Origin of the sequence: Flavobacterium suzhouense, from assembly GCF_042684765.1 — a bacterium.
GTDB classification, from domain to species: domain Bacteria; phylum Bacteroidota; class Bacteroidia; order Flavobacteriales; family Flavobacteriaceae; genus Flavobacterium; species Flavobacterium suzhouense.
Genome location: NZ_JBHUMD010000030.1, coordinates 1 through 22,871, shown reverse-complemented (window position 1 = coordinate 22,871; position 22,871 = coordinate 1). Strand labels below are relative to the sequence as shown.

The window sequence follows — 22,871 nt, the reverse complement described above, 5'->3', positions numbered from 1 at the left end:
TATCTTGATTTTAGCTGAATGTTTTTTTTTAGATGCTTTTAACGAGTAGCTTCGTTCTATTCTTTTAAAGAACAATTTAACCTAACAAAAAACAACAAATTTATGAGATGTAAAATTATCTATCTGCTAGCTATGATTAGCTTGTTGGCCGTTGGTTGCAACGAAGCTGATGATGGCCACCATGTGGATCCCATCACCCTTAATGAAAAGATTCAGGGAGAATGGGGATTAATGAATCTTAAGATGGTTGATGAAGTTGCTAAAGCAGCAAAAACAGAGCCATCGGAACAGGATTTAAGTACATTGTTTAATTATGACAATTTCAGAATTAAATTTAATGTAGACGAAAACAACCAGCCAACAACTTATGAAGTGACTGGGAATGTACCACCTTTGTTTGCCTTAAACGGATACTGGTCATTAAGCAGTGATTTTCAGCAGGCAAATGGCGAAGCGGTGAGAATATATTTATATAGTGATGCTGAAAAAACAATGAAAACGGATGAGCTAAGGTTAGCTTCAGTACCGGGAAGCAATGAAGAAATGGAACTGCATCTTGTGAGGGTTTCAGGAGGTATTGCTTTTGTTTCTTATAAGTTCAAACTAAACGCAATTAATTAATAAGTAAAAATGAAAAGATTTATACATATACTATTACTTGCCTTTATAATGGTTCCGAACTTTATACAGGCACAGGAAAATGCCGGAGCACCAACTAAGATTTGGTCGTACCCGGTAATATATAAGTACGACGAAGAAGTAACCTGGTTTTTTGATCTTTCAGCTACAACGTTTGCGGAAACTGAGGACCTTTATTTATGGATATGGTCTCCTTCAGAGCCGGATGCAGGTAACTGGGAAAATTCATCAGATTTTGCAAAGCTTCATTATGAAGGAAATAAAGTTTGGAGTTTTACACTTACTCCAACTGTTTATTTCTCTAAAAGTGCTGAAGATATCGCTGCAAGTGCCGGTTTTTGGTTTAGACTAAAAGACAAGACCGGTACTAAGCAGTCTGATGTTTCAAATGTTGCTTACACTCCGTTTGCAGATTTCGCTACTTCAAATGAACTTATCAGGGCTTATCCGCCTGCACCTACATTGACTGGAGGACTAAGCATACTTTTTAATGCTAATCTTCAGCCCGGATTTGAAGATGCAACAAGTGTTCATTTTCACAGTGGACTTAATAACTGGGATTTAAAAGTTGAATATCAGGCATGGTTACCTGAAATAGTAGAAAAAACCCAACTTAAGAATCTTGGAGGAGGTATTTACAAGATGGACCTTATTCCTTCTGTTTACTACAACGCTCCGGATGGCTATGTAATGGAAAATCTTGTTTTTCTTATGGTTAAAGATGATTGGGCAGGTACTACACCGGATCAGGTAATAAACGCTGCTGAATACATTCCGCCACCGCCACCTAAATTTATGTTCTTCCCTACACAAATTAGTAAAAGAGACTTTTTAGGGATAATAAGAACTAACAATGAATCGAACGTTAATAAGCTTATTTATACTATTACTGCTGCAGATGTAGTAATTACCGGAGAATTCTCAGGGGGTGTAAGTGAAATTAAAGGTTTTGTTGATCTGGTTACAAAACTTCAGAATGTAAATGTGACAGAAATACATGTTAATGTTGTAGACAACAACGGCAGGGTAATTACTGATACTAACATACCACTAAAACCGCTGGACTAATAAGCTAATCAAAAACCAATTCTAATGAACAGTACAAATACAAATACTGTCCAGCATAAATACTGGGCTAAAACATCATTGGTACTTATAATTTTTATGCTTTTTCTTTCTGTAGGTGCATTTGCACAGGGGAAAAGACTAGTTACGGGTATCATATATGATAATACTAATGTGCCGCTGCCGGGAGTTAACGTTCTTGAGGCCGGAACAACTAATGCAGTAGCTACCGATGCAGATGGAAAATTTGTTATTGAAGCAAATGTTGGAAGCACGCTGGTAATATCTTCTGTTGGGTTTGCTTCGCAAAATGTAGTTGTTGATGCTTCTGCATCAACACTTGACATTCATTTAGTAGAAGATGCTATTATGCTTCAGGGAGTTGAGGTAGTTTCAATAGGTTATGGTACCATGAAAAAATCTGATCTTACAGGTGCAATATCTACAGTAAAAGGGGAAGATCTTGTAAAAGGTGTTATTACTTCTACCGAACAGGCTTTACAAGGTAAAGTTGCGGGTCTTACTGTATCACAAAGTACAGGTGATCCAAGTAGCGGCGCTACTTTAAGATTAAGGGGTGGAACTTCGCTAACAGCAAGTAATAATCCCTTAATTGTTGTAGATGGTGTGGCCGGTGTTGATATAAACATTGTTCAGCCTTCAGATATCAAATCGGTTGATGTACTTAAGGATGCTTCTGCGACGGCTATTTATGGTTCGAGAGGAGCTAATGGTGTAATCATCATTACTACTAAAAGTGGTACTAAAGGAACAAGCTTTGTTTATAGCGGATATACCGGTATAAGCCAGGCATCAAATAACCTTGATTTACTTTCAGCAGATCAGTGGAGAGGATATGTAAGAGAGAACAATCTTGCTGATGCTGTAGATTATGGTGGAAACACTAACTGGCAAAAAGAGCTGCAACAAACAGCCTTTACACAATCGCACACCATAAGTATCTCTTCAGGTACTGAAATGAGTGGTTTTCGTTCTTCACTATTATACCTGAATAATGAGGGTGTAATAAAAACTACAGGACTTGAGCGTTTAAGTGCTAATGTTTCAGGATATCAGTACTCTGCAAATAAAGCTCTGAAATTTGATACAGGTATTTTTGCTAATATCGATAAATGGCATCCGCTTGACTACAGGATTTTTGAAAGAGCTTTCAACCTGAATCCTACAATTCCTGTAAGAGATGCTAATGGCAACTACACTGAAGTAGGTGGAACACTTAACGAAAACCCTGTTGAGATTATGAACAACAGAACTGCTGACAGTGAAAGACACAGGGTGCTAGGTTACTTTAAAACTGAAGCTAAATTTTTAAATGATTTTACCGCTACAGTTAACCTTTCTTTGGAGCACAATGCTACACAGGGTGATACATACAAGCCCAGCTATGCAGTTATGGAAGGAAGAACAGAGAACGGATATGCACAAAAAACATACGGAGAGTATACTAATGCTCAGATAGAAGCTTACCTAACTTATGCCAGAACTTTTGGAAAGCATAATGTTAACGCTACCGGTGGTTATTCTTACTACAACAATATTTACAAAGGTTTTGGAGCTCAGAGAAGTGGTTTTGTTACCGATCTTTTCAGCTATAATAATTTAGGTGCCGGTTACAACTATCGTTTAGGAGATGTTTATTCTTATAAAGGAGAGTCTGATCTTGTTTCATTCTACGGAAGGGCTAACTACTCTTTTGACAGCAAGTATATGATTACCGGTACAGTAAGAAGGGATGGTTCAAGCCGTTTTGGTGCAAACAACAAATGGGGTACTTTCCCATCAGTGTCTGCGGCATGGAGAATTACTGGAGAAGAATTTATGCAGTCTTCAGGAAACTGGCTGACAAACTTAAAAATTAGGGGAGGTTATGGAGTTACAGGTAACCAGGACGGTATTGGTGAGTATAAATCGCTTTCTATTCTTGGTGTTGGACGTGATAGCTATTACGATCCTGCTACAGGAAATTGGAGCCTTGCTTACTCTCCTGTGCAAAACCCTAACCCGGATCTTAAATGGGAGTCTACAAAACAAACCAACATAGGTGTTGATTTCAGTTTATTCAACAGAATTACCGGTACATTCGAATGGTATAACAAAGAAACAAACGATCTTTTATATACGTATCAGGTACCGCAGCCTCCTTATTTAGTAGGTACAATGCTTGCCAATGTTGGAGACCTTTCGAACAAAGGTATCGAGCTAACGCTGAATGCAAACATTATTCAGAAAGAGAACTTTACCTGGGATGCCAACTTTAATTTTGCTAAAAACAAGCAGAAAATTGAAAGACTTTCTAACCAGACCTATAAAACGGATGTTATTTACAGCGGTTCTTTACACGGACTTTCAGGAATGTCTAACCAATTCTCTCAAATCATTAAAGAGGGTTACCCTGTTGGAACTTTCTGGGGGCCTAAGAGCGAAGGGCTTGATGAAAACGGAAACATAATTGTAGGAGACGAAGACCAGGAAATTGGTAATGCGCAGCCTGATTTTAGTTTAGGTTTAGGAATGAACTTCACGTATAAAGACTTTGATTTTGGCTTTACAGGATATGGAATGTTTGGTCAGGATGTACTTAACGCAACAGATATGATGCTTAATGATCCTAACAGACTTCCGTCATACAATGTAACTGACGATTACCTTACAAGTGGTATCAAATCTTCACCACAGTATTCAAGCTATTGGATTGAAGATGGTTCATTCTTCAGATTACAAACTGTTACTTTAGGTTATACTGTACCAATGAAATCGACCTCTAAACTAAGATTATATGTTACAGGACAAAATCTTGCAGTATTTACTAATTACAAAGGAGTAGATCCTGAAGTTAATTTCAGCGGACTTGATAATCCGGGAATTGACAGGTTTAACAACTATCCAAGACCAAGAACAATCACTTTTGGATTGAACTTTACGCTTGCCAACTAACAGAATAGATAAACTATAAAATATATCAAATGAAAGTCAAAATAATAGCAGCGGTATTTTTTAGCTCGCTCTTTACTTTATCTTGTACCAATCTTGATGAAGAACTGTATGACAGAATACCCGATGACGAATTTGGAAAGACTCCAACAGAAATTGAAGCGCTTGTTGGTGGTGCATATTCTTCACTGAGAGGTTTTAGTGATGCGATTTCAAACTCGTTTCCGGGAAGTGAATATGTATTTTTCCTTAACGAGGTTGCTTCAGACGAAGCAGTAATACCTACAAGGGGAACTGACTGGTATGACGGAGGCCGTTATCAGCAATTACAGCGCCACCAATGGGATCCTGAAAATGGAGCGATACTATCTGCGTGGAGGTATTGTTATGCAGGTATTGCCAAAGTAAATGCTATCATATATCAGGTAGATAAAGCTGGGTTAACAGATGAGGCTAAAGCTCCTATTTATGCCGAACTAAAATCGATAAGGGCATATTACTATTATATGCTGTTGGATATGTTTGGAAACGTGCCAATCGTGACCAACTTTGAAGATACCGGACTTCCTTCAAACTCTAGCCGTCAGGAAGTATATAACTTTGTTGAATCGGAATTACTGAATGCATTACCATATCTTAAATCAAACGTGGTATATTCTAAGTTCACTAAAAATGTTGCTTATGCTTTATTGGCAAGATTATATCTTAACTCTGAAGCTTTTGTTGGAACAGCACGTTGGCAGGACTGTATTAATATGTGTCAGAATATATCAGGTTATACATTAACACCTGATTATTTTGCAAGTTTCCTTACGAATAACCAAACATCTCCGGAAATTATTTTTGCAATTCCTTATGACCAAAAAGCAGGAACTGTAGGTAACTATATGAACTCAATGAGCTGTCATTATCTGCATAGATTTACTATTTCGGCAACGGGAGATTACCCTTGGAGCGCAAATGGGATGAGTGCAGAACCGGGAGTTTATTCTTCTTTTGAAGATGTTGATAAGAGAAAGAAAGCAATGCTGGAGGGTGATCAGATAAACCTTGCAACAGGATCTGTTCTTCTTATGGATAGTGGTTTACCACTTACTTACACAGAGGATATTGTTGACTTTACAAACGCGAAACAAAACGAAGGTGTAAGACTTGCTAAATATGAAATGAAAGCAGGTGAACAATGGGAGCGTGACCATGATTTGGTTGTAATCCGTTACGCTGAAATTTTAATGATGCAGGCGGAATGTTATGTTCGACTTGGTCAGCCTGGACTTGCTGCTCCGTTTGTACAGCAAATTACGGACCGTGCCGGTACAGAAATGCCTGCAACGATAGATCTAAACTTTATTGATAAGGAACTTCTTCGTGAGTTTATTTTTGAAGGAAGAAGAAGAACTGATAATATCAGATTTGGAACTTATTTCCAACCATGGTGGGAAAAAGGAACTACACCTGAATACAGAGGTATTTTCCCAATTCCTAAAGCGGTGATGGATACCAATGCCAACCTTGTACAAAATACAGGTTATTAGATTTTTTAAATGCCGCTCTTCTGTGTTTGGGTTAGTCACAGAAGGGCTGGCATTTTTCCATATACAAAACATCTATGAAAAAATACACAACATTTTTACTTGTCGGTTTTATGAGCATTACCGTAGCATTAAGCTGCAGTAAGGACGATAAGCCTGGCGATACAGCACCAACTGAGAATTTAGATCCGGTTGCTGTTTCCAAAACGAACGATACTAAAATATATATGCATTACATGCCTTGGTTTGAAACCAAAGAAAGTAGTGCAGACCAGCAGTGGGGTTATCACTGGAAAATGGGGAATAAAAACCCCGATATAATTGATGCTAACGGAAGAAGAGAGATTGCATCTCATTATTATCCTCTAATTGGGCCATATCACTCGGGGGATGCAGCAGTAATAGAAAACCACTTGTTAATGATGAAATATGCAGGAATTGATGGTGTTCTTATTGACTGGTATGGTACTTATAATTTAAATGATTACAGGATCAACAAAGAAAATGCCGAGCAGCTTATAGCAATGCTTGATAAAGTTGGACTGGAATATGCAATAGTTTATGAAGACAGGTTTTTAACCAATATTGTTGATGCAGGGCTTGCACCTACGATAGTTAGTGCTGCTAAGACCGATTTCAGCTATTTGCAGAATAACTATTTTAACGACGCTAATTATATAAAAATCAACGATAAACCTTTGTTGTTGTGCTTTGGGCCAATAACGCTTACACAGCCTTCAGATTGGACTAATGCTTTGAGCGGATTTAACCCGAAGCCTACTTTTTTAACCTTATGGTATGAATCGGCTGATGCCGGGGATAATGCTTCGGGCGAATATTCATGGGTTTACCAGGATAATTCTCATATAAGTAATTTTTATGCTAACAGGATGCCAACTCTGGGAGTAGCTATTGGTAGCGCTTATCCGGGGTTTAACGATTATTATCAGCAGGGAGGTGGCGGAGATGCTATTGGCTGGACGATAGATCATAACAATGGAGCTACGCTTGATGCTACATTATCTATGGCTCAAAACGCTAATGTTGATTATCTTCAGTTGATAACATGGAACGATTTCGGCGAAGGTACCATGATAGAGCCTACTGTTGAGTTTGGTTATACTTATGTAGAAAAAATCAAGGCCTTTGCGGGTGTACAAAACGCAAATGTTGGATTTAGCGAAATCAGTAAACTTTATAATCTTAGAAAACAATACAAAGGAAATTCAGTTGTTCAGAACAAGCTGAATAAAGCTTTTGGTTATTTTGTTTCAATGCAGCCTGATAAAGCAGTACAAATATTAAACGAAATAGAATAGTTATAATTAACTAAAATTAAATAATGAAAAATACAATTTATAAGTATTGCCTGGCAGCCTTTGTCTTTGTCTCGTTGTCGTGTAATGCCCAAAAAAAATATACGGTAAAATCACCGGGTAAAACGAATGAACTGGTTTTTAGCCTGACTAAATCAGGACAGCCTCAATATAGTTTTTCTGCAAATGGAAAATCGGTAATCGAACCATCTTTAATGGGGTTTGAATTTCAGGAATTGAGCAAAATGACTGAAGGTTTTAAGGTTGTTACTACCGAAGAACATTCTGTTAATCAAACTTGGGAGCAGCCCTGGGGAGAATTTAAAAAAGTAAAAGACAACCACAATGAACTTATTGTTCACCTGAAAGAAGAAAAGGGTGATCAAAGGCTGGTTGATGTTATTTTCAGGGTTTTTGATGATGGGGTTGGATTCAGGTATCATTTTCCTAAACAGCCTAAGCTTGGGAAGGTTAAGATAGCTAACGAGGTAACCCAGTTTACTTTTGCAGATGACAATGATGTTTGGTGGATACCTGTACACCGTGAGAACAGCTACTATGAGAGCTTTTACAGAAAAACAGCCATGAGTAAAACCGATACTATTAATACTCCGGCTACTTTTGAAATGAAAAATAAGCTTTATGTTGCTATTCATGAGGCAGATCTTACTGATTTTGCTTCAATGACATTGCTTAAAACCAAAGGCAATCAGTATAAAAGCGAACTTGTGCCTTGGGCAGATGGGGTAAAGGTATATGCTGAAACTCCATTTAATACGCCATGGAGAACAATTATGGTAGGAACTAAACCGGGAGATTTAGTAACCTCCACACTTACGCTTAATCTAAATGAACCATCAAAAATTAAGGATACGTCATGGATAGAGCCATCAAAATATATTGGTGTATGGTGGGGAATCCATTTAGATCATTATACATGGGGGCAGGGAGCAAAGCATGGTGCAACTACAAAAATTACGAAGGATTACATAGACTTTGCTGCAAAACATAAGCTTGATGGTGTTCTTGTGGAAGGATGGAATTATGGCTGGGACGGGGACTGGACGGCTGATGGAAGTACATTTAGTTTTTTAAAGCCATATCCGGATTTTGATATAGAAGAGATTACCCGTTATGGAGCTTCTAAAAATGTACGCCTAATAGGCCACCATGAAACCGCAGGTGCTACAAAGCATTATGAAAGCCAGATGGAAGAGGCTTTTAAAATGTATAACAGGTATGGTGTGAATTGCGTTAAAACAGGATACGTTAACAAGTACCTTGACAAAAAGGAATGGCACGATAGCCAGTATGGAGTGCGTCATTACAGGAAAGTAATTGAGACTGCGGCTAAATACCACATTATGATAGATAATCACGAGCCTGTAAAAGGTACTGGATTACAACGTACCTACCCGAACCTGATGGCTCAGGAAGGTGGTAGAGGTCAGGAATATGATGCATGGTCGGCTGATGGAGGAAATACTCCCGAGCATACTACTATTATGCCTTTTACCAGAATGCTGGCAGGTCCAATGGACTTTACTCCGGGAACCTTTGATTTTAGTTACAAAACACCGTCAGGAGCAAAAGTACAGTCTACGGTTGCTAAACAGCTTGCTCTATATGTTATCATGTTCAGCCCATTGCAAATGGCTTCTGATTTACCTGAAAACTATGAAGGTAAACCGGAATTTGAATTTATTAAGCAGGTACCTTGTATTTGGTCGGAAACTAAAGTGCCGGATGCTAAAATTGGTGATTATGTAGTTATGGCGCGTAAAGACTGGAAAGGTAACGACTGGTATGTGGGAGCTATAACGAATAAAGATAGCCGAAAATTAACTCTGGCTTTAGACTTTTTAGAGCCAGGTAAAACTTACATGGCTGAAATATATGCAGATGGTGCAGGAGCTGATTACAAATCGAATCCTTATCCTGTGAGTATTAGTTCTAAAAAAGTTGACAGTAAAACAGCTTTAGAACTGAATCTTGCTGCAGGTGGCGGTACGGCTGTAAAATTCAAGCAGATCGCTAATTAAGAATTGGGTAAATGACTTTCTTATGAAAATTGTTTAATGTTTGTAATAACGGGGCTTTTAGCCCCGTTATTCGTTTATGAAGTTAAATGAAATCAAAAATCTTTGAAATTTGATATTTGTTTCACAATTTGAATGCTGCAATAATGTTTTAATTTTAAGAATTCAATTTTAATTGTAGTTATCTTTGTGAAAAGAATATTAGTTTTTTGACTTTTATTTGATTGCCCCAATTCGATATATGAAGAAACTCTATCTAAGGCTTATTAAAGGGCCTATAAATATATTTCACTGTTTTTTTATGATGCTATTTGGCATTCAGGCTTTTTCGCAGGAAAGTACTGAAGAAAGGCTATTGCTCATAAAAGCCAATGAACTGGTTTTTTCTGATCCGGATGAAACGATTAAAATAGCAAACCATTTACTTAAAAAAGATTTTTCAGAAAGTAATAAAGCACTACTAAATCTTTTGCTTGCAAATAGTTATAAGGCAAAGGGCGATCTTCAAAAATCAACTACTTATATTTTTGAGGCCGGCAGCAATAAAAAAATAAGTGATTCTCTTACTATTGAAGTTGATTTTGTTAAAGCTGACTTATGCCGTAAACTTCAGTTATATGGCCAGATGGAAATATATCTGAATGATGTTTCCGAAAGACTCTCAAGTATAAATAATAATGATTATATACGCTCGGTTAGTGTAAGAAGTGAGTTGGAAAGAGCAGAAGCTTTATTGCTTCAAAAGAATTACAATGCTTCGTTGAAGTTAATTGACAAAGCAGAATCTGATAATAAAAATATTACTGATGCTTACAGCTGTAGCGCTAATTTGATGCTTATAAAAGGTACTGTTTTAAATTATTTAGGCAGAGCTACTGAAAGCGGGAGTTATTTTAAACAGGCATTTGATTTTTATAAAAAACAACGAAAGCCAAATACTGTTTTCGAGATTAAGGTTTTATTGGGGACCGGTCAGATGTATTTTGCCCAAAAAGAATACAAAAAGGCATTAGATGTACAACTCCTTGCTTTACAAAAGATTGAAAGGCTTAACAATCCGCTTCTAAAAGAAATTGTAACCTATCAGCTTGCAGAGTGTTGTCTCGCAATGGATCATAAAATTGATCATCAAAAATATTTTAGCAGTTTTCTTACTATTAATGATCTAAACATTAATATGGAAAATGAAGCTGTTAATACCATATACAGCCTTTTAAACAAAGAGCAGGATATTACTTTTACGCAGGAAGAATCCAGACTAAAATTTATTACTTATGCAGGCCTTATATTGATTTTGTCACTTGCTTTGGCTGGTGTTGTGATTTACAGGATAAACAGGTCTAAAAGAAGACAGCTAAAGGAAATAATAGGATATCTTGAAGTGAGTAATAAATTGCTGATTCAATCAGATTCAGGTAAGAAGGAGGTTAATAAAAGAATTACTATTTCTACAGAAACTGAGAATGTTATCCTGGCCAAACTGAAAAAATTTGAAGCATCAACGAAGTATATAAATAAAGATATGTCGTTGGCCACGTTAGCGGCACAACTTGATGTAAATACAAAATACCTTTCGGAGATAATTAATAAGCATTACAATGATAATTTTAATGCTTATATCAATAAGTTAAGGATAAATTACATCATTGAAAAGCTGAAGAATGAACCTGAATATCTAAATTATAAGATAAGTTATCTTGCAGAGGAATCGGGTTTTTCCTCACATAGTAGTTTTGCTACTGTATTCAAAACGATTACGGGAATAGCTCCAACTGTTTTTATAGATTTGATTGGTAAGGAAGTCACAGAGAAAAAAGCATAAATATGTCACAAACAGGTTACAGAAAAATTGTAATAATGATGTTTACCCTATTGGGTACTTTACATGCTTTCTCTCAAAGGAGTCCTGAAACCGACAGTTTATTTGCCAAAGCTAAAATGAATATTTATGAAAAGCCTGAGTATGTTATTAAACTGGGTGATTCATTGTATAATAGCAAAGAAAGTTCTCTTGCAGAAAAAATAGAAGCTCTTTTATTGATTTCTGACGCCTATTCTTCTAAAAGAGATTACGAGAAATCGTTACAATATTTTAAAATAGCAAATGAACTCCTAAAAAAAAGTAATAATACAGATTTACAGATTATTGTATTGAGCAGAAATGCAGTGCGTTACCAGCAAATGAAAGTATATGATAAGGCAATAGAATGCCTTGACGAATGTGATAAACTTTTGTTGCTAAAGTATGATGATAAAAAATTTAACCTTACAAGAGGTAATAATTATGCCGTAAGGGGAATGATCTATAAAGAGCAGTTGAATTGTGATATTGCAATAGGTTATTTTGATAAAGCAATAGAAAAATTTAAAAGTTTTTCTGAGCTCTCAACGTATCCTAATATGAGTATAACATACTATAATAAAGGTAATTGTTATATTGCTCTGGAAGATTATGGCAAGGCAATCGAGAATTTTGATGAGGCGGTAAAATATGCAGACCATGTAAACGCTAAAAGTTTAAAAGCTTTTGCGCTTAAAGGGCTCGCAGAAGTTTATAATAATCAGGGAAATCATCAAAAAGCCATAGAGGTGCTTCTGGAAGCTTCCGAGATATCTAAAAATGTTGGTGATCTTATATTGAACAGAGGGATTTATATTAATCTGGCTAATAATTACAAACAGGTTGGTAATTGGATAGAATACCAAAAATACAATCAGTTATTTTTAAAGAATCAGGGATTAATACGCTCTTCTGAAAGAGAATCTACCGGCGATGCTATTGAAGAATTTACAACACTTAATAGAGAAAGATTGAGTGCAATGCAGATAAGGTATAATATCATGATTGGGCTTGAAATTTTATTATTTTTCTTTTTGTCTTACCTGCTTTTCTCGTATCTCAAACGAAATAGAAAATCATCTGAAACTCTAAAACTAGAGGTTAAAAGAATTAAGGATACCCTAAGAAAACAATCTTTAAACTGAGATTTTTTATAAGAAAAATTCGATTCATTCAAAGAGTCATTTTTTTAGTTTCCATTTAGTTTTAACAATTATTTTGATTTATGTCTTGCTTTTTTGGCGTTTTGTCTGATTGCATTATGATAATGTTTTTTGTTTTGTAAAGTGCTTGTTATTAATTATTTGTAACTTTATTATGGTTTTGAAATTACCGAATTGCAAAAGCATATTATTAGTATATTAAGAATATTATAGCAAGATTTGTTTTAGCTAAACTAACAAAAACGTTATTAAACTATGAATCAAAAACTATTTGAATCACCACCTGATTTTTTTTCAGGTGTAAGTCGTTTTTGGAATTCAGGCAAAACTTTCAGATGCTTATTACTGATTATTTGTTTGGGTTTCATTTCAACTTCAGGATTTGCACAGCTTGCTACACAAAATTTTGACAGTGGCATGCCGGCAACATGGGCGCAAACCAACAACGGTGTTGGCACAACTCCATGGACTATTTCTACTGATGGTTACTTAGGCAGTGCTGGTGCTGCTTTTATCGATCCATCTGCGGAAAATATTGGCAATGGTAATACTGCCAGGTATTTTCTTGTAACTCCTCAGATTACAGTGCCCACCAATGGTGAGCTGCGATTTTTTACAAAACAATCCAGCACAACTGATTTTGGGAATGTTTATGAGGTGAGGGTGTCTACTGCGAGCCAGACAGACATCAGCAGTTTTACCACGGTACTTGCTTCGTATACGGAAGCGCAATTGAGTAATGGTAACACTTACGAAGAAAAAGTGGTAACCATTCCCGGAAGTATTGCTCCTGGGCTTAATATTTATGTAGCATTTGTTTTAGTAAACAATCAAAATGCTGCAACTCCAAACGCTGATACATGGTTTATAGATAATGTGAGCCTGCAAACAGCTCAGGTCTGTGATGCGGTTGTAGCCAGTACAATATCGGCGACAGCGGTAACAAACGCGTCAGCTACAATAAACTGGACACATCCTACAGCTACACAATTTCAAATAATTGTTCAGCCATCAGCTGTACCCGCACCCGGCGCTTCATCGATTGGTATCCCTGTAACAGGAACAACCTATTCAGCGGGACCATTAACAGCAAGTACAAATTATGTTGCTTATATCAAAACGATATGCTCGCAGTCTGTTAGTGGATGGACGGCATATAATTTTAGTACGTTTGCAACGGGATCTTCTTGTGCATATCCTATAATAGTGCCTGCCACAGGTGCCCCTTATACATATTCAGGAAACCTGAATACATTTCAAAACAGTACTGTTAGTTATACTACACAGGGCTCAAACTGCCTTTCGCCGGCAATTACTCAAAATTATCTGAATGGGGCTAAGGCATTTTTTTCGTATACAGCTCCTCAAAACGGTATTTTAAATGTTAGCAATGTTTCAACCGGGCCTAATAATATTTGGGCTGTTATGGTATATGAAGGTTGTGCTAATGTAGGGGTTTCTTGTCTTGGCGGGACTAATGGTTCTGCAGCTAATGTAACTAAAACCATTCCTAACATTTATGTTGAGGCAGGTAAAACGTATCTTGTAGTGATGTCTTCTCAATTGACACCAACTGCGAGTATGGCATTTACGTTAAAGATTAATACCGCTCCGTGTGCACCTCCTTCTTTATTTACGTTTAAAGATTTACAGCAAACCAGTGTTAAGTTCTCATGGGATAATGTAGGTAATTTATCTACGGTATGGGAATACAGGGTTCAGACGGCGGGTTCTGCTGCGCCAACAGGAGCTTCGACAGGTACACCAACAACTACAAACATTGATAATCTTATTAATACAGGTTTAGCAGCAGGTACATCATATGATTTGTATGTTCGTTCGGTATGTGGCGGAACTCCGGGAGCTTGGAGTACTGCATACAAATTCACTACGCAATGTACAATGTTCCCTACACCATATTCACAGAATTTTACAGGAACATCAGCAACGGTACCGGCAGCATGCTGGACAGCTATAGATGTAAATAATGATGGTTTGATATGGACTTACCTTTCGTCTTATGCTACTATTGCAGTAAATAGTAACCAAAATTACAATAATGATTATTTTGTTACTCCTCAGGTAAATTTTACGGGTGTCCAGAAAAGGTTACGATATAAGCATCAGGCTGTAAATGGTAATGTAAAATATTCTATTAAAATCTCTACGACAGGGGTAGGAGTAGATAACTTTACAACTGTACTTATGCCGGAAACGTCTTTTGCTTCAATGACGGCATTTCAAGAAAGAATTATAAATATTCCTACATCAATAACAGGCCCTGTTAATATTGCCTTTATTGTAACTCCGGGCACAGGAAATACTGCGACAAGGATTTCTATTGACGATGTATTTATTGAAGATAAACCTGCTTGTCCTGATCCGTTAACTCCAACAGTAAGCAATGTTACCACTACTACGGCACAATTAGCCTGGGTAGCAGGTGATACTGAGACGCAATGGGAAGTGGCTATTCAGCCGGCTGGTTCAGGTGTTCCTACAGTTGATGGAATATTAGTAAATTCTAATCCCTACACAGCTACTGTAAATCCATCTACTGCTTATGAATATTATGTACGTGCATACTGTTCTTCTACTCAAAAAAGTAACTGGATAGGTCCTGTAACATTCAATACATTATGTACGGTATTTAATGTTCCTTTTGTAGAGAATTTCAATAATGGAGATGCTGCAAATTCTCATAAATTCTGCTGGACTATTACCGATGTTAATGGAGGCTCTACTTTTACAATGGGAGCAACAGAGGCACAGTTGATTAGACCTGCATTCAATGCCCCTACGTCTTATAATGACTGGCTTATAACACCTGCAATTAATGTTATAGGCACAAAAGAGCTTAAGTTTAAATATAAATCGGTAACCAGCGTATTCCATTCTACACCAAGGAATGGACTGGAAATCTTAATGTCTACCACGGATACTAATCCTTCAAGTTTTACTGTTATTTCTGCATTGACAGAAACTACGAATGTTGATTATGTAGAGAAAACCCTTTATATTAATGCCAACGGGCCGGTGTATATTGCATTCAGGGTACCACCAAGTTATGTGGTTACACCTCCGGGTACCGCCAATTTATATATTGATGATGTGAGGGTAGATGAAGCTCCTGCTTGTCCTGATCCATCAACAATTGTTGTTTCTAACATTACAACTAACAATGCTCATTTTACATGGACTAAAGGTTTTATTGAAACACAATGGCAGATAGCGGTACAACCGCAAGGTTCCGGAATACCTTCTACAGGTACAATGGTTACTACTGATCCGGAATTTACAACTCCGGCAAATTTACTTCCTGACACTCAGTATGAAGTTTATCTAAGAGCATATTGTAACAGTACTGACCAAAGTAACTGGATAGGTCCTGTTACGTTTAAAACATTATGTATGCCTATAGCAGCTCCGTTTATAGAGACATTTAACCCTGACTCAACAACAGAGCAATGCTGGTTAATACGCAACGATAATACAGATGCTTACAAATGGGGAACGAATTCAACTACAAATCCTTATGAAGGTGCTCATGCAGCAGCAGTATTTACAGGAACTAACGGTGATAATAACGACTGGTTAATTTCTCCGACAATTACTATTACCGCCGGGCAGCGCCTTAAATATTACTATAGGGTAAATGATTCATTTTTTAGTGATGATCTTGAAGTAATGTTGTCAACTACCGGAGTAGAGCCGGCAAATTTTACAACAATGCTCTATACAACTGATAATGATGCACCGCTTACAAATACAGAATGGAAAGAGAAGATTATCAATCTTCCTGCCGGAGTAACGGGTAATATCAATATTGCATGGCATATACCTCAAAAACCGGCAAATCCATGGAATTATAGAGGTCAGATTGTTGTAATTGACAAAGTTGTAATAGAAAACATTCCGGTGTGTTCACAACCTACAAATCTAACAATACAAAATCTTACTGATACACAGGTACAATTAAAATGGGATGCTACAGGTACTGAAACCTCTTGGGATGTTTATGTTCAGCCTTCGGGGCTTGCTGCTCCGGTAGGAGATGGTAACCCGGCTTACCTTACAACAGTTACAGCAAATCCATATACCAAATCAGGATTAACCGCTGCAACTATGTATGATTACTACGTAAGAGCTGCTTGTGCAACAGAAGACAGCCCTTGGGTTGGCCCTCTTACCTTTACAACGCTTTGTCCTATTGATACAGCATGTGAATATACTTTCACCTTAGGGAATGTTAATGCAGGTGGTATTTCAGGAGAGATACAGCTTATTCAAAATGGTGTGGTAACACAGTCATTTACATTATCAAGTTCATCTCCGGCGGGTGCATCTCAAACTTATACAGCTTTTCTATGCGATGGTGTTGAGTATTCATTATTATGGGATGCTATTGGTACGGTACAGTCTCAGTATGCGGGTGCTTATCTAACCATTATGCAGGGTACTACAACAATTTGGACAAGCACTAACCTGTCTCAGTCAATGAATGATGTTGTATATACAGGATTTGCTTCTTGCAGCCCTGTTACATGTCCTAATCCAACAGCATTGACTGTTAACGATGGTGTGCTTTCATGGACAGCTGGAGGTACAGAAACTCAATGGGAAGTTTTTATACAACCACTTAACAATGGTACATTACCACAGTCAGGTACACTTGTAACAACAAATTCTTATACTCCATTGGCTTCTGACTTTAATGTACCTGAAAATGGTAGTTATGAATTCTTTGTAAGAGCCGTTTGTGGTACTGCAGATAAGAGTTTCTGGTCAGGTCCTAAGAAGTTTGTAAGAAATGATTCTGCTGCAAAAGCTGTAACTGTTCCGGTTAATACAGGAGATGTTTGCGAAGTTTCTTCAGCTAATGCTACTTTCTATGGAGCTACTCCTTCGACAGATCCAATGACGTGTACAGGTGTTAACCACGGAGATATTTGGTATCAGTTTCAGGCTACATCAACAGCTCATATAGTGGAGCTTAATAATTTCTCGGGTGATTATTATATCTCTACAGGGAATCCTCAGCAGCCATATATTACAATGACATTATATCATGTAAATGGTTCTGTTATGGAAGAAATGGCTTGTAGTAATGTAAATACAATAACTGCAGCCTATTCTGCGGCGACTATTGTGGGTGATACTTATAAAGTAAGACTTACTTTAAACAACAATGGAATTGATAATTCGGTTCCTGTTGCAAACACCAGGGCTTATACATTTGATGTGTGTGTTAAAACTCCTGCTGATCCTTGTGCAATAGGTCTTGCTAATAGTAGTTTTGAAACTCCGGAGGTAGGATTTGGAGTAGGTAGTATGTATAGGGAGCAGGTTGTTCCGGGATGGCGAAATAAAATTGCAGGTACTGATGCTTTATATCATTCTATTTATTTTCAGGATGCTTCTGCAACATCAGGTGTAACCCCTTATGAGGGAGGACAACTTACACAATTGTTGGCAAATTCATCAAATGTTTATGATCCTGCTGATATGGTAAATATTGAAGGTATGTACCAGGATTTCAATACTTCTGAAATCACACAGCTTACTTATAGCTATGCTCAGGCGGCAAGAAGCCAAAACAATGCGGTTCAGATGTTCATGGGGCCTACAGCCGGTCCATTTGTGTTACTTGAAGATAATCCAAGTACTTCAGGATGGACAGTACATACAGGTGTTTATGATATACCTGTTGGTCAGACAACGACAAGAATTATGTTCAGAGCCAAAAATAATGGTATTGGAAACGTACTTGATGCAGTAAGTATTAAGGCTAACAATGAAATACTTACACAGCCTCATTCACTTGCTTGTGGTATTAATGATACTTCAGTAAGTGCACGTGGAGTAGGGCAGTGGATAGCCGATGAGAATAACCCTTCGGAAGTTGTGTTTGGTACACCAAATGCTGCTACAACTACAATTTCAGGTTTTGTTCTTTCAGGTGATTATACATTCACATGGAAAACACGTTACTGTGAAGAGACCATCGTGATAAACAAAGTGGCTAATGACGAAATTCCTGCAGTTACTACTCCGGTAGAATATTGTATTGATGCTGTAGCGACTCCTCTTACTGCTACTGAACTTACGGGCTATACACTTGCCTGGTATGATGTTGCTGCAGGAGGAACTGCACTTGCAACAGCTCCAACACCTAATACAACGACTGTGGGCACTACTTCTTATTATGTTGCTTATGTAGACGTTACAGGATGTGAAGGGGTAAGGGCACAGATTGATGTAAACGTGAATAATAAGACTAACCCGGTGGTTGGATTTACTTATGATGCTACAACTTATTGCTCAATTGCCGCTGATCCGGTAATTACACTTGATGCTGATTTTGCTCAAAATGGAACATTTACTGCTACGCCTGCAGGACTTTCTATAGATGCAATTACAGGAGCAATTGATCTTTCAGGAAGTACTGCCGGTACTTATAATGTGACTTATGATGTGGCTGCTGTTGATTGTATCAACCCGGGAACAAATAGTGTTACAATAACTATAAATGAAGCATTTACACCGGTTGTTGATTTTACATATCCAAACAATGTATGTCTTAACAATGTTGCTGCATTACTGCCGGTAACTGCTACAGGCTTTACTGCAGTAGGAACATTTGCTTCAACAACACTTGCTGTCGATGCTTTAACAGGTGAAATAGATTTATCTACTGCTACAGCAGGAACACACGATGTTACTTATACTATATTAGAAGACCTTAGTCTTTCGGGGTGTGCTAATGGAGGTACTTCAACATTCCAGATTACACTTGTTCAGCCTACAGTTCCGGTAACAGGGTTTACTTATGCGACAGAGTATTGTATTGCCGAAACGAATCCTACACCTACATTAGATACTAACTTCTATGTAGGAGGTTCATTCAGTGCAACTGGAGGTTTATTTATTGACCCGCTTACGGGAGAGATAGATTTGACATCTGCAGTAGCAGGTAGTTATGATGTGACATATACTGTTTTAGAAGCTGACTGTGTTGAAGCAGGAAGTACTACTGTTACTATTGTAATTAATGCTTTAGCTTCGCCTGTGGTAATATTTAGTTATGAAAATCCTGCATGTATCAACTCTGGAAATGAATTAGTGCCAGTTCTTGCTGATTCGTTTACAATAGGTGGGGTATTCAGTTCAACAACTGTTTCAGTAGATGCAACAACTGGTGTAATAGATCTTACTACGGCAACGCCGGGAATGCATGATATTCTTTACATATTACCTGTAGATGCAGTTTTATGTACTGATGGAGGAACGTTTACAACTTCAGTCGAACTTGTTCAGGGAATAGTACCTGTAACAGCGTTTACTTATGAGGATGTATATTGTTTTGAAAGTAGCAATACGCTGCCGGAACTAGGAGCAGGCTTTACTACAGGAGGAATATTTAGTTCGACATCAGGTTTGATACTTGATCCTTCAACAGGAGAAATTGATGTTGTAAACAGTAATCCTGGAACTTATGTGATAACATATACTGTAAATGCTAACCAGGCTACATGTAATACAGGAGGAAGTGGCTCAGCAACAGTTATTGTAGCTGGTAATCTTGAAGCAACGGTATCGCAAGAATGCAGAAACAATAATACATGGTTGTCAGTCGTTCCTGTTAATGCTTCTTTTGACCCTTCAACAGTAAATTATACCTGGAAAAACGAAAATGGGGCAACTGTAAGTAATAATGCAGAGTTTAATGTAACTGAATATGCAGTTATGGAATCTTTAGAAGTACCATTGAATTTTACGGTTACAGTAAGTTCTGGAGATTGCTCTAATGAGGTTGGCTATACAGTTGTAAGTATTATGTGCGAAATACCACGAGGAATATCTCCAAACGGTGACGGACTTAATGATAATCTAAACCTGTCAGGTTTTGGAGTGAAGACAATTTCAATCTTTAATAGATATGGTAAAAAAGTATTTGATTATGGATCAGGTTATTTAAACCAATGGCATGGTCAGGATACTAATAATAATGAACTACCGGATGGAACTTATTTCTACAGTATTGAAAAAACTGATGGAAGTAGCTCAACCGGCTGGATTTACATAAACAGGCAAAATTAGGTAGCTTGATTACATCAATTATCCCGCCTGTTTATTATGGGCGGGTAATTGTAAAATCCAAAAAATAAACTGCGAAAAAATTAGGTAGTCTCTTAAGACTGCCTAATTTTGCCGCTTTAATTAAAAATGCTAAATGAATAAGATTTTTGCTTTAGGTTTGCTCTTGCTGAGTTGCTTTGTTGCAATAGGTCAGAACCAGCCAAATGATTGTGCCGACGCAATTACTATTTGTGGAAATGGAAGTTTTTCTTCTAATGCTACCGGCCCCGGAGATACTCAGGAAATTTCTTCTTGCGGAGGCTTTGAGAGTAACTCAATTTGGTTGAAAGTTAACATTGTACAGACAGGTACATTAGGTTTCGATTTGATACCTGATGACCCCTCATTGGTTGTAGATTATGACTTTTGGGTGTTCCCTGCTAATGCAGTTTGTGGATCGTTAGGTAGTCCAATACGTTGTTGTACTACTAATCCTCTTGCGGCGGGTCTTTCTAACAATCATACAGGGATGTATGGTTCAACTACAATTACACAATCAGGTCCCGGAGCTAATGGGAATGGTTATGTTCGTTGGTTAAATGTAACTGCCGGGCAAAGTTATTATATAGCAATTGACAGACCTTCCGGAAGTGGAGGTTTTCAGATAAACTGGACAGGTACAGCTACTACCGGTACAGGTGCTTTTCCTACACCTCCAACAGCTAATGATCTTGGAGAAGTAAGAACATGCAGTACAACTCCAAACATTGGAATTTTTGATTTAGGGGCTTTAAGACCACAAATCAATGCTGACCAGGTAAATAATACAATTACATTCCATGCGACTAATGCAGATGCTGTCGATGGTGTGTCGCCTTTAGGAAATATTATTTCTAATACGTCAAACCCTCAACAGATTTTTGCAAGAGTAGTAAACAATTCAAGTGGATGTTTTACTGTTACCGATTTTACTTTGGTGGTTTATCCGGTTCCTAATGTTACTGTTTCAGCGTCCCAGTCAGTAGTTTGCCCGGGACAAAGTTTTAATATAACATTTAGTGGTACTCCTAATGCAAATTTCCATTATTCTATAAATGGAGGAAGTCCTCAGTCTGCGATATTAAATGCAGGTGGAAACTTTGTTCTTCCTCAGACCATATCTGCAAATACAACATATTCGTTAATTGATGCGAGTATTGTAAATTCAAGTGGAGTTGTAGTCTGTAGCCAGACATTAAATGGTTCTGTTACGGTTAATCTTAGCACACCTCTTACAGTTGGAGCTTCGACCAATTCTCCTATTTGTGCAAACCAGGACGGGATAATAGTATTAAATGGTTCAGCTAATGCTTCTGTTCAATATACAATACAAGGGAACCCGGCAACGCAGAATGTAGTTTTGGATGCTACAGGAGGAGCTACAATTACGCTTCCTTCACTTACTTCCAATACCAATTACACAATTATAAGTGTAACTGATCCTAATGCGCCATTTTGTGTTTTTCCTATAAATTTCCAGGATACAATCAATGTTAGTCCAATACCTCAGGTAACAGCTCCACAACCTATGGAAGTATGTGCACCCGGATTTGGAATTTTTGACCTTGATAGCAATAATGCAGCTATTTCAGGAGGCAATACCGGATATACGATTACATATCATTTTACTCAGGCTGATGCTCAAAATGATACAGCTAGTTTAACTTCGCCTTATCAAAGTATTTCTGCAAACCAAACAGTTTATGTTAGGGTAGAATCTGCTTCAAATGGAGGATGTGTTAGTTATACGACTCTTAATCTTGTAACAAGTCAGTCACCAACAGTTTCCCCTGCTACCCCGTTAGAGGAGTGCGCAGACAACTTTGACGGCTATGCGTATTTTGATCTTACCCCGGCAGGAGTAGAGATATTAAACGGCCAGAGCGGTCTTACGATCACCTACCACAGCACGCAGGCAGCCGCAGAGTTTGGTGTAAACCCTATTACGGATCCTACGAACTACCACAGTATACTGGGTACAGTCTATGCGAGTGTGGTACAGACAGGCACCACGACCAACTGCCGTTCTGTAGTACCGATCCAGCTGATCGTACACCCACGCCCTGCTATCCCGGTTATGACATCATATGAGTTATGTGATGACGATACCGATGGCCTTCAGGTATTTGATCTAACCAGCAAAGACCTTGAGGCAACGGGAGGAGACACAACATTAACTACAGAATACTACCTTAATTCAACCGATG

Annotated in this window: 9 protein-coding genes and 1 pseudogene; all 10 read left to right on the top strand. The window is 37.7% G+C overall.

The window, feature by feature from the left end; translation table 11 throughout:
- Nucleotides 1–102 precede the first annotated feature (102 nt).
- Nucleotides 103–621 (top strand): DUF5004 domain-containing protein, encoded by a 519-nt coding sequence (locus tag ACFSR3_RS15895; RefSeq protein WP_379822384.1) that lies wholly within the window; start codon nucleotides 103–105, stop codon nucleotides 619–621.
- Between the two features lie 9 nt (nucleotides 622–630).
- Nucleotides 631–1,707, top strand: coding sequence for a hypothetical protein (locus tag ACFSR3_RS15890; protein ID WP_379822382.1), 1,077 nt, complete (start codon nucleotides 631–633; stop codon nucleotides 1,705–1,707).
- Nucleotides 1,708–1,731: 24 nt separating this feature from the next.
- Nucleotides 1,732–4,659 (top strand): SusC/RagA family TonB-linked outer membrane protein, encoded by a 2,928-nt coding sequence (locus ACFSR3_RS15885; protein ID WP_379822380.1) that lies wholly within the window; start codon nucleotides 1,732–1,734, stop codon nucleotides 4,657–4,659.
- A gap of 29 nt (nucleotides 4,660–4,688) precedes the next feature.
- Complete coding sequence (locus ACFSR3_RS15880) at nucleotides 4,689–6,191, top strand: RagB/SusD family nutrient uptake outer membrane protein (RefSeq protein ID WP_379822378.1); 1,503 nt, start codon at nucleotides 4,689–4,691, stop codon at nucleotides 6,189–6,191.
- A gap of 74 nt (nucleotides 6,192–6,265) precedes the next feature.
- Nucleotides 6,266–7,507 carry a glycoside hydrolase family 71/99-like protein gene (locus tag ACFSR3_RS15875; RefSeq protein WP_379822376.1) on the top strand — a complete coding sequence of 414 codons (1,242 nt, stop codon included), beginning with the start codon at nucleotides 6,266–6,268 and terminating at the stop codon, nucleotides 7,505–7,507.
- Nucleotides 7,508–7,530: 23 nt separating this feature from the next.
- Nucleotides 7,531–9,546: a glycoside hydrolase family 97 protein gene (locus ACFSR3_RS15870; RefSeq protein WP_379822374.1), complete on the top strand. Its 2,016-nt coding sequence runs from the start codon at nucleotides 7,531–7,533 to the stop codon at nucleotides 9,544–9,546.
- A 238-nt stretch (nucleotides 9,547–9,784) separates the two neighbouring features.
- A complete protein-coding gene (locus ACFSR3_RS15865) occupies nucleotides 9,785–11,365 on the top strand; it encodes a helix-turn-helix domain-containing protein (protein ID WP_379822372.1) in 1,581 nt (526 codons plus the stop codon).
- Nucleotides 11,366–11,367: 2 nt separating this feature from the next.
- A complete protein-coding gene (locus ACFSR3_RS15860) occupies nucleotides 11,368–12,528 on the top strand; it encodes a tetratricopeptide repeat protein (RefSeq protein WP_379822371.1) in 1,161 nt (386 codons plus the stop codon).
- 273 nt (nucleotides 12,529–12,801) lie between these two features.
- On the top strand, nucleotides 12,802–20,646 hold the full coding sequence (locus ACFSR3_RS15855) for a choice-of-anchor J domain-containing protein (RefSeq protein WP_379822370.1): 7,845 nt from the start codon (nucleotides 12,802–12,804) through the stop codon (nucleotides 20,644–20,646).
- Between the two features lie 133 nt (nucleotides 20,647–20,779).
- A pseudogene (locus ACFSR3_RS15850) lies at nucleotides 20,780–22,871 on the top strand (hypothetical protein); the annotation flags it as partial.

Bases quoted from the DNA above. Each gene is read 5' to 3' on its own strand.
- ACFSR3_RS15885 (WP_379822380.1), top strand. From the start codon at position 1,732: ATGAACAGTACAAATACAAATACTGTCCAGCATAAATACTGGGCTAAA.
- ACFSR3_RS15875 (WP_379822376.1), top strand. From the start codon at position 6,266: ATGAAAAAATACACAACATTTTTACTTGTCGGTTTTATGAGCATTACC.
- ACFSR3_RS15895 (WP_379822384.1), top strand. From the start codon at position 103: ATGAGATGTAAAATTATCTATCTGCTAGCTATGATTAGCTTGTTGGCC.
- ACFSR3_RS15880 (WP_379822378.1), top strand. From the start codon at position 4,689: ATGAAAGTCAAAATAATAGCAGCGGTATTTTTTAGCTCGCTCTTTACT.
- ACFSR3_RS15890 (WP_379822382.1), top strand. From the start codon at position 631: ATGAAAAGATTTATACATATACTATTACTTGCCTTTATAATGGTTCCG.
- ACFSR3_RS15870 (WP_379822374.1), top strand. From the start codon at position 7,531: ATGAAAAATACAATTTATAAGTATTGCCTGGCAGCCTTTGTCTTTGTC.
- ACFSR3_RS15860 (WP_379822371.1), top strand. From the start codon at position 11,368: ATGTCACAAACAGGTTACAGAAAAATTGTAATAATGATGTTTACCCTA.
- ACFSR3_RS15865 (WP_379822372.1), top strand. From the start codon at position 9,785: ATGAAGAAACTCTATCTAAGGCTTATTAAAGGGCCTATAAATATATTT.
- ACFSR3_RS15855 (WP_379822370.1), top strand. From the start codon at position 12,802: ATGAATCAAAAACTATTTGAATCACCACCTGATTTTTTTTCAGGTGTA.